Source organism: Acinetobacter sp. WCHA45, from assembly GCF_002165255.2.
Taxonomy (GTDB): domain Bacteria; phylum Pseudomonadota; class Gammaproteobacteria; order Pseudomonadales; family Moraxellaceae; genus Acinetobacter.
In genome coordinates, this window is the sequence record NZ_CP028561.1 from 867,993 (window position 1) to 883,844 (window position 15,852).

12 protein-coding genes are annotated in these 15,852 nt (G+C 38.5%); 5 read left to right on the forward strand and 7 right to left on the reverse strand.

The features are described from left to right. Window positions 1-22: 22 nt before the first annotated feature. Both CDG55_RS05505 and CDG55_RS05510 read left to right on the forward strand, forming a co-directional pair. Window positions 23-727 carry an ABC transporter ATP-binding protein gene (locus tag CDG55_RS05505; protein WP_087537016.1) on the forward strand — a complete coding sequence of 235 codons (705 nt, stop codon included), beginning with the start codon at window positions 23-25 and terminating at the stop codon, window positions 725-727. After that, window positions 724-3,201, forward strand: a complete 2,478-nt coding sequence (locus CDG55_RS05510; protein ID WP_087536997.1) for an ABC transporter permease — start codon at window positions 724-726, stop codon at window positions 3,199-3,201. The genes CDG55_RS05505 and CDG55_RS05510 overlap by 4 nt, the downstream gene beginning before the upstream one ends. Here the strand turns inward: CDG55_RS05510 and CDG55_RS05515 are convergent. After that, window positions 3,198-4,004, reverse strand: a complete 807-nt coding sequence (locus CDG55_RS05515) for a rhomboid family intramembrane serine protease (protein WP_087536998.1) — start codon at window positions 4,002-4,004, stop codon at window positions 3,198-3,200. The genes CDG55_RS05510 and CDG55_RS05515 overlap by 4 nt on opposite strands. Window positions 4,005-4,076: 72 nt before the next feature. Here CDG55_RS05515 and mtgA point away from each other — a divergent pair, with 72 nt between their 5' ends. Both mtgA and ppk1 read left to right on the forward strand, forming a co-directional pair. Continuing rightward, complete coding sequence (gene mtgA, locus CDG55_RS05520) at window positions 4,077-4,751, forward strand: monofunctional biosynthetic peptidoglycan transglycosylase (protein ID WP_087536999.1); 675 nt, start codon at window positions 4,077-4,079, stop codon at window positions 4,749-4,751. A gap of 112 nt (window positions 4,752-4,863) precedes the next feature. Then, window positions 4,864-6,942: a polyphosphate kinase 1 gene (ppk1, locus tag CDG55_RS05525; RefSeq protein WP_087537000.1), complete on the forward strand. Its 2,079-nt coding sequence runs from the start codon at window positions 4,864-4,866 to the stop codon at window positions 6,940-6,942. A 43-nt stretch (window positions 6,943-6,985) separates the two neighbouring features. Here ppk1 and CDG55_RS05530 read toward each other — a convergent pair whose 3' ends face one another. The 6 genes from CDG55_RS05530 to CDG55_RS05555 all read right to left on the reverse strand — a co-directional run bounded on the left by CDG55_RS05530 (window position 6,986) and on the right by CDG55_RS05555 (window position 13,914). Next, window positions 6,986-8,029: an NAD(P)H-dependent flavin oxidoreductase gene (locus CDG55_RS05530; protein WP_087537001.1), complete on the reverse strand. Its 1,044-nt coding sequence runs from the start codon at window positions 8,027-8,029 to the stop codon at window positions 6,986-6,988. 118 nt (window positions 8,030-8,147) lie between these two features. Beyond that, the gene (locus CDG55_RS05535) at window positions 8,148-8,849 is read right to left on the reverse strand and encodes a VIT1/CCC1 transporter family protein (protein WP_087537002.1); all 702 of its coding nucleotides are present in this window, start codon (window positions 8,847-8,849) and stop codon (window positions 8,148-8,150) included. Window positions 8,850-9,047: 198 nt separating this feature from the next. Beyond that, window positions 9,048-10,490 carry a cryptochrome/photolyase family protein gene (locus CDG55_RS05540; RefSeq protein ID WP_087537003.1) on the reverse strand — a complete coding sequence of 481 codons (1,443 nt, stop codon included), beginning with the start codon at window positions 10,488-10,490 and terminating at the stop codon, window positions 9,048-9,050. A gap of 119 nt (window positions 10,491-10,609) precedes the next feature. Beyond that, window positions 10,610-11,092 carry an FKBP-type peptidyl-prolyl cis-trans isomerase gene (locus CDG55_RS05545; protein WP_004663295.1) on the reverse strand — a complete coding sequence of 161 codons (483 nt, stop codon included), beginning with the start codon at window positions 11,090-11,092 and terminating at the stop codon, window positions 10,610-10,612. A gap of 122 nt (window positions 11,093-11,214) precedes the next feature. Beyond that, window positions 11,215-12,501, reverse strand: a complete 1,287-nt coding sequence (locus CDG55_RS05550; protein WP_087537004.1) for an NAD(P)/FAD-dependent oxidoreductase — start codon at window positions 12,499-12,501, stop codon at window positions 11,215-11,217. A gap of 93 nt (window positions 12,502-12,594) precedes the next feature. Continuing rightward, window positions 12,595-13,914 (reverse strand): D-alanyl-D-alanine carboxypeptidase PBP6B, encoded by a 1,320-nt coding sequence (locus CDG55_RS05555; RefSeq protein ID WP_087537017.1) that lies wholly within the window; start codon window positions 13,912-13,914, stop codon window positions 12,595-12,597. Window positions 13,915-14,085: 171 nt separating this feature from the next. Here CDG55_RS05555 and CDG55_RS05560 point away from each other — a divergent pair, with 171 nt between their 5' ends. Continuing rightward, window positions 14,086-15,789 (forward strand): M61 family metallopeptidase, encoded by a 1,704-nt coding sequence (locus tag CDG55_RS05560; RefSeq protein ID WP_087537005.1) that lies wholly within the window; start codon window positions 14,086-14,088, stop codon window positions 15,787-15,789. Window positions 15,790-15,852 lie beyond the last annotated feature (63 nt).

Here is a 15,852-nt window from a genome sequence, read left to right on the forward strand (position 1 = left end):
GTCCTAAAGGATACGTGACATGATGCCACAGCCGATTATTTCTGCCCAAAAAGTTACACAAAATATCCACATTAATCAGCAAACATTAACCATCTTAAAAAATATCGATTTAGATATTTATCAGGGGGAACAGATTGCGATTACAGGTCGTTCAGGTTCTGGAAAATCCACTCTATTAGGTATTCTAGCAACACTTGATCGACCAAGTATGGGTGAATTGTGGGTCTGTGGACAAGCGGTGCATACTTTAACTGAAGAGCAGCGTGCTCAGGTCCGTTTAGAAAATATTGGTTTCGTGTTTCAATCTTTTCAGCTTTTACCACAACTCAGTGCACTCGAAAATGTGATGTTACCCTTACGTCTTCAGCCTGATTTCAATTTTAGGCAAGCTGAAAATAAGGCATTGCAATGGCTAGAGCGTGTTGGATTAGTTCGCCAAGCACAGCAAACGCCTAAAGTTTTATCGGGTGGTGAGCAACAACGTGTTGCGATTGCTCGAGCCTTAATTGCTGAGCCTAAGATTATTTTTGCAGATGAACCGACAGGTAATCTGGACGGGCAAACCGCAGCAGAAATTGAGCAACTGTTATTTGATTTAAACAAAGAACTCGGAACAACTTTAATCCTTGTAACGCATGATCAAAATTTGGCAGCCTTGTGTCAACGGCATGTCAAATTGCTTGATGGTCAAATCCAAGAAATTGTAAAAGTGCAGGAGGGTGTATGAGTTCAGTTCTCAAACCACTACTTTTGCAAAGTTTCCGCACAGGAGGGTTATATTTACTGATTATTGCCCTGTCTCTAGCTATAAGTGCCACCACCGCATTAAAATTTAGTAATACTCAAGTTCAAAATGCCGTTTCATTGCAAGCTGCCGAAATGCTGGGTGCAGATTTAGTTTTGTCTGATAATGACCCTATCCAATCAAAGTGGGTACAAAATGCCCAACAACTTCATCTAAAACAGACACCTGTCACTTTGTTTGGATCAATGGCACATACCCAAGACCAATTTGTGATGGTCAATGTCAAAGCTGTCGATGAGCATTTTCCACTGCGTGGTAAATTAGAGATTCAACCGAGAGCGAAATCTATTCAACAAGGTGAAGTTTGGTTAAGTCCAAGAGCAATTGATCTGTTAAAAGTAAAAGTGGGGGATCAGGTTGCAATTGCTGATGGAAAATTTAAAGTAACAGGCATTATTGAGCATGACTCTAATCAGGAGTTGGGCTTTTCAGGTTTTTCACCAACCGTGATTATTCATCAAGCAGATATTGCGAAAACAAATGCTATTCAGGTTGGGAGTCGGATTGATTATCGATTATTAATGGCAGGTGAACCAAAACAAGTTGAAACATTTAAGACCATCTTTAAACAAGAAACCAAGCTTGAAGCTGATCCACATAATCAACAAGCAGAGAATAGTGAACAAAGCACACTGAAACTACGTGATGCGAGTCAGTCCAATACCCGTTTGATGAAACCTATTGAAAATCTGGATACCTTTCTACAGCTTGCCAACCTCTTAACCATTCTACTGTGTGGGATTGCAATTGCTTTAACTAGCCAACGTTATGTGCAACAAAATCAGGATCATATTGCTTTGATGCGTTGTCTCTGTGCGAGTAAACGACAGATATTAGTCGCTTATATGATATTGCTTGCGATTGTCAGTGCCCTATCAATTGTGATTGGAAGCTTAATCGGAATCGCGTTGGGATATGGTTTGTTGCAATTGATGTTGCAACTGATTCCACAATTGCAACTCAGCTTTGCCATTGCTGATTTGCTTATGGCATTACCCATTGCAATTTTTACTAGTGTCATGGTGCTGATTGGTTTCATTTTGCCAAGTATTTGGGAATTATTGAATACGCCACCGATTCGTGTCATTCGTCAGCAAGAGCGTTCACGTAAGTCCTACATGATGATGTTTAGTGTCGGTATTGTGAGTTTGGTCATCTTTAGTTTGGTGCTGAGTGATAATTTAAAATTAAGTTTATTGGTCTTATCTGCCATATTAGTACTTTGTGTGACTCTATTTGCTATGATTTGGTCATTACTGAGAGTAATTAAGCAGTTGAAACATCCCTTATCTGCTTATGTTCGAATCCCACATCAGACAGCCTTGCAAATCACAGCGCTTGCATTAGGTCTCAGCTTAATAACAGTTCTAAGTGTTTTAAGAACGGATTTATTAGAGCGTTGGCAGCAGCAATTGCCTGAAGGTACACCGAATCAGTTTGTCTACGGTCTGCCACCATTTGATATGCCACAGTTCAAACAACAGCTTGAGCAGAATAAGTGGCAATCAACACCTCTATATCCCAATATTCGGGGACGCTTGATTGCTAAAAACGGTCAGGCTTTCAGTACTGAACTGATTCAACAAAATAATTCCTTACGCCGTGAACTGAATCTGACTCAAGCGGAGCTTTATCCAAAAGATAATCTGATTACTCAAGGGAACCCAAAGTTCACCCAAGTTGGGCAAGTGTCGGTAGAAGAAAAATTGGCTACTGAATTAGGGATTAAAGTGGGGGATCAACTGAGTTTTAGTTTGCCTGAAGGATCATTGGATGCCAAAGTGATTAACCTACGTTCAGTTGAGTGGGAGAGTTTTAGCCCTAATTTTTTCTTTATTTTTTCGCCCAAAACCATGGATGAAAATGCAGGAAGTTATTTAGGCAGTTTTTATGTCCCTACTGCGGATCAGCCAAAAATGGTGCGATTGATTGAACAATTTACCAATACTGTATTTATTGATGTTGGGCGTGTTTTAGATGAAGTGAAACGTTTAATGAATATATTGGTTCAGGTAGTGAAAGTACTGGCAATATTGGTTGGTTTGTCAGGTATCTTGGTTTTAATTGCATGTTTGAATGTTTTAATGGATGAGCGCCGTAAAGAAGTGGCGTTATTACGATCTTTTGGTGTCGCAAAAAATAAATTAAAACAGATGCTCAGTTTAGAAATTGGTTTTATTGGCTTGGTGGCAGGAATTGTAGCATGTCTTTTTGCTGAAGTGATTAGTGCGATTGCCAGTTACAAGATGCAAATGGCAATCCAATTTCATCCTGAAATTTGGTTAATTTTACCGCTCAGTATGATGCTGGTATGTATGTTGATTGGTCGATATCGACTCAGTTATTTATGTGATATTCCACCGTTACAAAGTCTGAGAGAGATGAATCAATCTTAAAAGCTTAACTGGTTTTGGCGCAGGATTTCATTCCATAGAGAATTAAGTCCTGTGCTTAACTCATTACAGTAAACATAAAATCCGAGCGTTAATAAACTAGCTAAAACCAGTGCAATGATTTGTAAGAAAACTGGATGTTGAGTTTTATGACTGAAATACCATGAGCCTGCAAGTAAAGCACCCATGATCATTCCACCGATATGTGCTGCATTATTAATGCCTGAAACAGTAAAGCCAAAGGCAAGGTTGATGCCCATAATTAATAATAATGACTTTTTATCTAACCAAAAACGTTGTTGGGGTAAAGGTGGAAATAAAGAAACAGTTGTGAGCGCAGCACCTAAACCCATCACTGCGCCAGATGCACCAGCACTGATATGTGGCAGTAATTTGGGATCAAAATGTTGTAATAATTCATAGCCGTCACGAATACTGAGATAACTGGAAAGAACGCTGCCCATTAAACCCGCGAGAAAATACAGCAAAATATAATAACGACGACCAAAAAGCGGTTCAGCAACACTCCCGAAAATATACAGTGCCCACATATTCAGCATTAAATGGATCAGACCGAAATGGAAAAACATACTGCTAAACAGACGTTCGGGCTGTCCAAAGAAGGTGAGTGGTGTAAAATCTGCTCCCCAAGTAATTGCATCCATAGGGGAAGGGTCGGTAATATTCACACCTGAAAGAATTTGCCAGCCAAATAAACCAACATTGATGGTAATTAATAATGCTGTAAACCACCATATTTGTATTTGCAACTTTTGAGTAATTTGTGGTGGAGTGGTTTCAGTCATATGTTTATGCAAGTTATTACGATATAAAAATAGCTTAGCATGAATTTGTTGCCCAAGGAGTGATGCGCTTTAATGAAAGCCTTTTTAGCACGTGCAGTGATGTTGATTATCGGTATCATTCTTCTCATTCAGCTTTGGATTTTTAGTAGCTTGGTATGGTGGAGAACGCAGCCCGTTGAAACAACGATGTTTATGCGTTGGGATTACCTGACTGACTTTAAGCCAATTCAACAAGACTGGCGTGATTATGATGATATTAGTGATAACTTTAAGCATGCAATTCTAGCTGCTGAAGATGCTAAATTTTTTCATCATCATGGTTTCGATTGGGCTGGGATTCAGTTTGCATTAGAGCGTAATAATGAAAAAGGGGAAGTCGTTGCAGGCGGTTCCACGATTTCTCAACAGCTAGCAAAAAACTTATTCCTTTATAATCAGCGTTCATTTATTCGTAAGGGGCAGGAAGCTGTTGCTACATGGATGATGGAACGTATGTGGTCAAAACGTCGAATTTTAGAGGTTTATATGAATTCGGTCGAGTTTGGTCAAAACATCTATGGTGTTGAAGCTGCCGCACAATTTTATTATGGTAAGAGCTCGAAAAGTTTAACGCGTGAGCAAGCTGCTTTTTTAGCTGCTTTACTACCAAATCCTAAGTATTATCAAGATCATCGCAATGATCATAAGTTACAGTTTCGTAAGCGTGTGATTTTAAGGTATATGAATAGTACACAAATTCCACAATAATTCAGATAAATTAAAAAAAGCTCAATATTTTTGGGCTTTTTTACCAAATTGACATAATTTTGCAGCATACTTAAACCGTGTTTTGATGAATGATAAAGCGACAAGGTTCAGTATGAATACTGCAGTGACGACAACAACGCCAACAGAATATACTTATAATGATCGATATATAAATCGTGAACTTTCTATTCTCGATTTTCATTTACGCGTACTTGAGCAAGCAGTTGATCCTCTCCACCCATTATTAGAAAGAATGAATTTCCTGCTTATTTTTTCAAGAAATTTAGATGAATTTTTTGAAATTCGTGTTGCAGGAATGATGGAGCAATTAACGTTAGGCAATGAAAGTCGTACACCAGATGGTTTGACCCCTAAGCAAGTGCTCGATCAAATTTCTAAAACAGCACATGCTGCGATTGAACGACAATATCGTATTTTAAATGAACAAATTTTACCTAAGTTGCGTGAAGAAGACATTTGTTTCCTACGCCGTGGTGAGTTGACACCTGCACAGTCAGCATGGATTAAAAAGTATTTTCAAGAGCAAGTCGCTCCTGTGTTAACGCCAATTAGTCTTGATCCAGCACATCCATTTCCACGTTTAGTCAATAAAAGTTTGAACTTTATTGTCACGCTGGAAGGTAAAGATGCTTTTGGTCGTCAGATTGATCTTGCTGTAGTGCCCGCGCCTCGCTCTTTACCTCGTGTGGTTCGTTTACCCGATGAGCTTACGGATGGTAAAGAACATCATGTCATGTTATCTGCGATTATCCATGAACATGTTTCAGATCTATTCCCAGGTATGACGGCAACAGGTTGTTATCAATTCCGTGTGACGCGTAATGCAGATTTAGCCTTAAATGAAGATGTTGAAGATTTAGCAAAAGCTTTAAAAGGTGAGTTAAGTTCACGTCGTTTTGGACGTGCCGTTCGTTTAGAAGTTACGCATAATTGTCCAAAGCATATTTATGAATATTTATTGGATGAATTTGATTTAGAAGAAGAACAGCTTTATCGCGTAGACGGTCCTGTAAATTTGGCTCGATTACTTTCTAATTTTAAACGTCCACATTTACGCTATGACTCGCATACGCCAGTGGTTCCAAAAGTATTCAAGAAGACTGAAAGTATTTTTGCCGCGATGCAAAAGCAAGACATTTTATTGCATCATCCATTTGAATCATTTGCGCCTGTAATTCAATTATTGCGTGAAGCAGCACGTGATCCGCAAGTTTTGGCAATTAAACAAACACTTTATCGTAGTGGTGCAGACTCAGAAATTGTTCAAGTTCTTGCCGAAGCGGCGCGCAATGGTAAAGAAGTCACTGCTGTGATTGAGTTACGTGCTCGTTTTGATGAAGAATCAAATATTGAAGTTGCAAATGTATTGCAAGAAGCGGGTGCCGTAGTTGTTTATGGGATCGTTGGTTATAAAACACATGCCAAAATGATTTTAGTGGTACGCCGTGAGAATAATAAATTAGTACGTTATGTACATTTGGGTACAGGGAACTACCATGCCACGAATGCACGTATTTACACCGATTATGGTCTAATGACTACAGATAAAGATTTGTGTGAAGATGTACATCGGATTTTCCAAGAGCTTACGGGCATGGGGAAAATGGCAAAGCCGAAAAAGTTATTGCATGCACCATTTACATTACATGCTCAACTAATCAACTATATTGATGAAGAAATTGCGAATGCCAAAGAGGGTAAATCGGCGCAGATTATTGTAAAAGTGAATGCGTTAACCGAAGTCCAACTGATCAATAAGTTATATGAAGCATCGCAAGCAGGCGTACAAATTGATTTAATTATTCGTTCAATTTGTTGCTTACGTCCGGGTCTCCCGAACTTGTCAGAGAATATTCGTGTTCGCTCAATTGTGGGAAGATTCTTAGAACATACACGAGTTTATTATTTTAGTAATAATGGTAATCCTCGTATTTATTGTTCAAGTGCAGATTGGATGGATCGTAATTTATTTAATCGCGTAGAAGCATGTTTCCCGATTGAAGATCCTGCATTGAAAAAGCGTATTTATCAATTAGGTTTAATGAATTATTTAAAAGACAATCAGCAAGCTTGGTTATTACAAGGTAATGGTGTCTGGGATCGCGCTAAACCCGCTCAGGGTGAGGAACCGCACAACGCGCAACACAAATTACTTGATGCGATTAAATAAATCTAAAAAACCGACCTTAGGGTCGGTTTTTTGTAGATATGGATTAGTTGGTTTTAATTTCTAAGACCAACTGATTGACTAAATCGGCAGCTTCCAACTCTCTAATTTGTGTCACATTGCTCCCTGCCCAAAATGCACTATAACTAAAATCTCGGTGGGTATTTGCAATACTCATGAGTTGTTTAGCTAGATCATAAGTATAAGGATATGCTGGCGTTTGAGGTCGATTTGGTGAGTCAATCAGTGTGTGCCAAGTCCCCACTAAACCACGTGCTGGACGACCTGATAAGCTTGAACTGATTTGTGTAATAGATTGACTGAATAAAGCTTTTCGATAGGCTGCATTCGCATTGGAACTTTTACATTGCACAAATGCCGTACCCAATTGAACAGCAGCAGCACCTAATTTCAACATCGATTTTGCTTGATCACCATTCATAATACCGCCAGCAGCTACGACAGGTAATTTACAATGTGTTGAGATCAGTTGCACAAGATCACTGGTTTTAATGGCTGCATCAAAAGTTTGATTAAAAATACCTCGGTGTCCTCCAGCTTCAATGCCTTGAGCAATAATAATATCAATACCCGCCGCTTCGATTGCCTGAGCCTCAGTGAGATTGGTTGCAGAAACCATGCTGATAATTCCAGCTTGTTTTAAGGCTTCAATTTGATGAGGGTGTGGAATTCCAAAATGAAAACTCACAGCTTTGGGGCGAGTTTCAAGTACAACGTTCAGGAAATCATCATTATCTAAAAAGCTTGGGTAGATACAATCCAATTCAGTCGGAGGTTCTGCTCCGAATTTTTCAAATTCAGGACGAATATAATTAATCCACTGTTGAGCAACTTCTGGATCGAGTTGTTCTGATTGATGGCAGAAAAAATTAACTTGAAAAGGGTGGTCAGTCAGTTCTTGAGTTTTAATAATTTGTTGTTTTGCTGTCTCTGCTGAATTTGCCCCAAGTCCCAAAGAACCTAAAGCACCTTGATTAGAAACTTCAGCAGCAAGCTCTGGTGTTGACACACCAGCCATTGGGGAAAGAAAAATCGGATGCTTTATTTCTAGTAATTCTAAAATTGACATGATTTATATACTCTTTAGCTTTTCTATCACCATAACGTAAAAACAAAAAGCCCTGCAAATAATAATCAGTATTTAATTATTGAATACTAATCTTTTAAAATACCGAGTCACACAGAAATTAAATGCCAGTCACATGGAACAATGAGCCGACCCAACTCGAAAATGCCATGGCTAAAATGCCCCATAAGGTAATACGTAGACTACCTTTTAGCATTGATGTTCGAGCAAAATAACTGGATAACGCTCCCAATAATGCGAGTGAGACGATACCTGTAATTAAAACTGAGCGAGCGACCCATGAACTTGGGCTGAGTAAAATGGCAAGCATAGGAAGTACAGCACCACATGAAAAGGAAGCAGCAGAAGAGAGCGCTGCTTGAATCGGATTCGCAGCAGTATTTTCATGTATGCCAATTTCATCACGGGCATGTGCCCCAAGTGCATCATGTTCTGTGAGTTGTGTGGCAACTTCATGTGCCAATTCAGGTTTTAGACCTCTCGAAATATAAATTTCAGTCAGTTCTTTCAATTCTGCATGCGGATTGTTTTCAAGTTCAGTTGCTTCAAATTTTAAGTCTGATTTTTCAATATCTTCTTGAGATTTTACCGAAATATACTCTCCAGCCGCCATCGAGGTTGCACCTGAGATCAGTCCAGCAATACAGGTGACCAAGAGTGTTTGCGAACTCGCACCACTGGCTGCCATCCCCATAATTAAACTTGTGACAGAAATAATGCCATCATTTGCGCCAAGCACGGCAGCACGCAGCCATCCTGAGGGTTGTATGACATGAAGTTCTTGATGGTATGACAAAGACATAATGGCTCTCTTTTTATATATGTAAACGTAATTATAGGGGCAAATAGATGAATCATTTTTATTTTAACGAATTCTTTTCTGATTAACTTAACACCATATTAATCTGGTTTTTGATTGTTTTATGTTGTTGGTTTGATGAACTGTTTATTTGTGCGATTAAAAAATGATTACTCAGCAAATTTATAGCCTTGGTGAAGGCTATAAATATGATTTGAAAGCTTCGATCGCGCGTGCTCGGCTAGTTTTAAGATCAACAATTGGTTTCGGATAATTGAGATTTTTTGATACATCTTTTGCATAAGGTTCATGTATGATTTGTGCATCCAAATGCGCGAGTTCTGGTACCCAACGTCGAATATAAACGCCATTTTCATCGAACTTTTGTGATTGGCTAATTGGATTAAAAATTCGGAAATAGGGAGCTGCATCAGTTCCTGTGGATGCACACCATTGCCAACCACCATTATTTGCAGCTAGATCGCCATCAATCAGGTTTTGCATGAACCATTGTTCACCTTTGCGCCAATCAATTAATAGATTTTTAGTTAGGAACATGGCGCAAATCATGCGAACTCGGTTGTGCATCCAACCCGTGGAAAGAAGTTGACGCATACCCGCATCAACAATTGGAATACCTGTTTGTCCTCGTTTCCATTTTTCAAAACCATCGCTATCATCGCGCCAATTGATATTTTGGGTTGCTGCTTTGAAGGGTAAATGTTTGGAGACTTGTGGAAAATCAAACAAAATATGTTGATAAAATTCACGCCATAACAGTTCATCTAGCCACGTTTGTTGACCTTCAGATTGAATAACAAAATCCCCGTGCTGTTGTCGAAACAATGCTTGGATACATTGGCGAATGGAAAGTATGCCAATATTTAAATAGGTAGAAAGCTGGCTTGTGCCTGATATTGAAGGCAGATCACGAGATATTTTGTAGTCCGTTAGATTTTGATCGATGAAATGATCCAATAAATTATGTGCGTGTGACTCACCGACATTCCAAAGAGCAGTCATTGGTGGTTTTATTTTCTCTGCATATTCGACTTGTAATTGATGAATATCTGTTTGAGCTAAAGCAGATAAATCTAATTCAATCGGTTGTTGAATATTGGGCATCGGATAGCATTGAGGTAAAGCATGTTGTAAACGTTGGTAGCATGCTTTTTTAAATGCGCCAAAAACTTGGTAGGGCAGGTTCGATTGATTACGGATAGATGCAAAAGGAAACAGAGTTCGATCATGTAACAGCACGAGTTCTTTTTGATGCTGATTTAAAAGCTTTTGAACATTTGCATCACGTTGAAGTTCATGAACACCGACTTCAATATTCGCATAAATAGTTTGAAAACTAATATGTTTTAATAAGCGAATAAAGAATTGGGGAATATCGTTCCATAAAGGAATGGTTTGAACGATTAATGGGATATTCAGGCTATCCAGTTGTTTTTTTAGTTCTTGTAATTGACGCAGATAAAATTCAATTTTAATCGGCGCATCGTCATGGCGTTGCCATTGTTCAGGCGATAATAGAACGATTGCGATACATGCACCTGTTTGAGTCGCACGCCATAAAGCAGCATGATCATGGATTCTTAAATCTTGACGAAACCAAATCAATTGATAGACATGAGACATAAGCTAACAACCATTACATTTATTAGAAAGAAATTAAATATAATTATGATTTTATCTATGTCTATGTGAAGAAAAAGCAAAGCCGAAGCTTTGCTTTTTTATCTAATTCAAAAAATGAATTAGTGGTGGTGACCACCTGCACCGTGAACATGACCGTGATCTAATTCTTCTTGACTAGCATCACGGATTTCTACGATTTCAACTTCGAAAGTTAAGTCTTGACCAGCAAGAGGGAAGTTTGCATCAACAATAACGTTTTCGCCTTCAACTGCTTTAACAGTTACGATTTGAACGCCATCATCAGTTTGAGCTTGGAATTGCATACCCGCTTGGATATTGTCTACACCTTGGAACATTTGAGCTGGAACTTCTTGTACGAGGTCTGGGTTATATTCGCCGTAACCTTCAGCAGCTGGAACAGTTACAGTAAATTTTTCGCCTACTGTTTTACCAAGAAGTGCATTTTCTAAACCAGGAATGATGTTGCCCGCGCCGTGCAAATATGCAAGTGGTTCACCTTGAGATTGATCAAGTGTTTCACCCTCAGCGTTTGTTAAAGTGTAGTGGAATGAAACCACGTGGTTATTTGCAATAGCAGTCATGTTGTTTGATCCATTCAATCAATTTAGGTGTACATCATAAAGTGAAAAATAGATTTTGTTGACTATTTTCCACTTTTTGAAACTATTTCGTTATAAATGGGAACGAAATAGAAAATTTCAACTCAATAAAGTTTAATTTTTGGACGTACACGACGTGTCAGAAAATCTTTCATGGTCAGCATTCCTGCTTGGGTATAACCATGAATATTGGCTTGATGTAATCGATACAAAGACACATACATTGTTTTGGCAATAAAACCTTGTACGCTTACATCACCGAGTAATTCTCCAACAGCCTGATTACGGCTTAATGAAACCAAAGAGCCTTTATCACTGAAATTAAACATAGGTTGAGGTGAACCAGATAAACGAGCGGCCATGGCATCTACCAAGAATGTCGCTTGTTGGCTTGCGACCTGTGCACGTGGTCCTAATGGAGGTTGACGTGCATCAAGCTGACAATTTGCACAATCTCCAAAGGCAAATACATTTGGATCTGAATACGTTTGTAATGTCGCATAGACCATTAAACGATTAATTTTATCACGTTTAAAATCTGTAAATGATTCTAAAACTTTGGGCGCTTTGACACCTGCCGCCCATACGGTAATGTCTGAATGCAAAACATGACCGTTGCTAAAATAGACATTTGATTTATCGACTTTTTGCACTTGATGTTGCGTCAGAATGTCGATGCCCATTTTTTGTAATTGTTTCGCGCTATGTGCAGCTGTTTTTTCATTGAGCGCAGGCAAGATACGATCTGAGGCTTCGATCAAAGTAATTTTAACTTGTTTCGGATTAATTCTCTTTAACCCATAACGATAAAAATTCTTCGTGGTTTCAATCAGTTCAGCTGCTAATTCTACACCTGTTGCACCCGCACCCACGATACCAATATTCAAGGCACGTTCAGTTGCTTGGTTTTGCGCTTCAATATAAAGATGGAATAAGTCCTGTTGGAAAATATCGGCTTGTTTACGACTATCTAAGAAATGACAATTTTCACGTACACCTTCAGTTCCGAAGTCATTTGAAACTGAACCAACAGCTAATATCAATGTATCGTAGCTGACACTCTGAATAACAGGAGTATGTTCTTTAGAAAGTTGAGGAGGCGAAATCGTAATTTGCTTTTGATCTTTATTTGCGTTGATTAAGGTTCCGAGGGTGAACTCAAAATCATGTTTTTCTGCGTGAGCAAAATAATTGGTTTGTTCTTCGTGAGGATTTAGCGAGCCAGCGGCAATTTCGTGTAGGAGAGGCTTCCATATATGCGTGAGATTTTGGTCGATTAGGGTAATTTTGGCTTTCTTTTTCCTGCCAAAACGTTCACCTAATTGTGTCGCAAGCTCTAAACCACCTGCGCCACCACCCACAATCACGATATGATGTAAGGTTTTGCTCATGATTAACCTAATTATTTTTGTGAAAGGATGGTTGGATTATGCCATCCTTTTTTCAACATTGTATGGTTAATCTTGATAAAAATAGTAGGTTTTTTATCCTTGATTTAAAGGATAAATTTTGGCAGCTTTGACATCATTTGTTGAAAAAAACGAGAATAAGTTTGCAAACCAAATCATAATTTTTTGAAAAATATTCGCTTCCTCAATTTCCACGTTATTTTCAATTTGTAGGCTACGAATTAACTGATTATTTTGATAAACCGTCACTGTGGCCAAATTCATGACTTGCGTCAATGGTGCTGTTAAATGCTGTTCATTGAGTTTGATATTGACGTGTGTTTTTGTCGTTTCAAGTGGTTCAATGGTTTTGATTTGCTGGTTTGTATCAAGCAAATGTATACGTTGTGTGAGTAAATCAAAACTATTTAAATCAATTGGTGTCGCTTGATCGTATAAAGATGTTGTTACGATAGTGGGTTGTTGAGTTTCAACTTTGAAAATTTTTAAAGTTGATTTGATGACAGGAAGTTCAGCAATTAGCTTTTGTTTTGGAATCACTTCTTCATCGCGTGTGTATGTATACGCTAAATTCATTAATTTATGCGCGACTTCAGCCCGTTTTACCGCACTTGGTGTTCCAAGTACCACTACAATCAAACGACGCTTATCGACATGTGGATTTAGAGTAGGGCGCTCAGCGGTTAAAGCCAAGTTGTAACCTGCCGCCTTGGTATAACCTGTTTTTAAACCATCTGCTGTTGGATCCATTTTTAATGCAAGATTTGTTGCACGGTGGAAACGTTGGTTATAGCTAAAACTTGGCATTTTTGAATAATGTAAATATTCAGGTGTCTCTTTTACGATCGCTTTTGCTAATAGACTTAAATCTGCTGAAGTTGAGTAATGATCTGTCATGGTGATACCCGCAGGATTACTAAAATGGGTATCTTTCATCCCTAAGGCTTGGGCTTCTTTATTCATTCGCGCAACGAACTGTGGAACACCACCTGAAATTTTTTCAGCAAGCGTAACTGCTGCATCATTGGCAGACATGACAATCAGTCCTGCTAAAAGTTGATCAACAGAAATTTGTTCACCAGCTTTTAAATACATTTGGGATTCATCCCACATGACAGTGCTCACCACAGGTGTTGCGGTTAATACCTCTTCCTTACGTAATTTACCAGCTTCGATTTCTTTCAAAGCAATATAAGCCACCATCATTTTGGTGAGCGATGCAGGCGAACGTTGAACATGACTATTATGTTCAGCAATGATTTGACCTGATTGAGCATCTACGATCGACCAAGCTTGCGCTTCAACCGTTTCAGGAGCGATATTGAGTAAATTGGCATGTACTAAATTGGCACATAACAGACTAAACAACGTAAAGAGCGAGAGGAGAAATTTCAAGAGAACACCTAGTGCAGCCGATCCAATGGCATGGAAAGCGAAAAAAAGCATGCTATGACTTTTTTGTTGCAGAATCCAGCAACTTTTGCCAACAATTAAGACATCTACGCATGACTTTGTAAAAAAATGCTAAGCTGTGTGAAACTGTTCCTATTTTTATGATCTAAAACTATGTTGCACTATCAAATTGAGTTTGACGATTATCGCCAACATCTTATTCATGTCACACTTCGTTTCCTTGCTAATCCGAACCAAGAACTTTGGTTACCGACATGGATTCCTGGCAGTTATTTGATTCGAGAGTTTTCAAAACATATTGAATCAGTAAAAGCATCTGATGAAGCAGGGCGGTTACTTAGTATTAAGAAAACGGAAAAGAACCGTTGGCAATTATTCAATACAGATCATGAATTGATTACGGTTGAATATGATGTCTACGCTTATGATTTGTCGGTACGAGGCGCATATGTTGATCAAACTCGCCTATATGTAAACCCTGCTTGTGTTTGTTTAGGTTTAATCGATCAAGAACAATCACCATGTGAAGTTGAAATTTTCTTACCGCATGAATTAAAACATTTTCAAATTGCAACAGGTTTAACTGCTAAGAGTTTGGTGAAAGGACGCTATACTTTAAAGGCAGATAACTACGATCAGTTGATTGATAGTCCATTTGAGTTGGCAGAGCAAAGCCGTTTTAGCTTTGAAGCAAATGGTATTCCGCATGAGTTTGTGATTTCAGGTAAACACAATACAAATCTAGAGCGGTTAAAAACTGATATTCAGCAAATCTGTCAGACTGAAATTAAGATGTTCGGTTCTGCACCGTTTCAAAACTATACCTTTATGACTATGGCAACGGGCAATAGTTATGGTGGTTTAGAGCACTGTAATAGCACAAGCTTAATTACACCTCGTGATGATTTGCCTAAAGCAAATGAACCAGAAGAACCATCAAAAGACTATCAGCGCTTTTTGGGTTTGTGTAGCCATGAGTATTTCCATTCATGGTTAGTTAAATTTATTCGTCCAGAGAATTTCGCAAATTACGATCTACACAAAGAGTCATACACCAGTTTGTTGTGGATCTTTGAAGGATTTACTTCGTATTACGATGATTTAATTTTGTTGCGTAGTGGCGTCATTTCACAAAAGTCTTATCTTGATTTATTAAAAGCTCAAATTGACCGTTATCTACAGAATCCTGGACGTTTTATTCAATCTGTTTCTGAGTCAAGTTTTGATGCATGGATTAAATTCTATCGTCAGGATGAAAACTCAAATAATGCAGGAACGAGTTACTACAACAAAGGTAGTCTAGTCGCATTGTGTTTAGATTTGGGTTTACGTTTACGTGGTTCAAATCTTGATGCACTTATGCGTCGTTTGTATGAAAACACTCAAAATGGCATACAAGTTAATGATCGCACGATTTTTGAGTTATGTAATGAATTGACTGGCGATAATTGGATTGAACAGATTAATCATTTGATCAATACCACTGATGAATTACCACTAGATCAACTTTTACCTGAGTTTGGTTTGAGCTATACGCTTAAAAATGACAAAGCATTACCATTCGGCTTAAAAGTTACTGACAAAGCTGAAGGTGTTGTTATTCAAAATGTTCGTCGAGAAAGTTCTGCAGCAAAAGCAGGCTTATCTGCAAATGATGTGATCATTGCAATCGATGGCTTAAAAGCTTCCGAAAAACTACTATCTAAGTATGCTAAACAGCCAGGGACATATAATGCATACGCATTTCGTAGAGATGAGTTATTGCAATTTGAACTCATAGCAGGGGAAAACACCTTAGCGACTGTTGAACTCAATATTGAAGATCAAAACAAACTGGATGCATGGCTAAAACTTTAGTCTTATCCAAGCTTTCAAAGAAACACCGCTCAAGATGACAGTCTTGAGCGGTGTTTGTTTTTG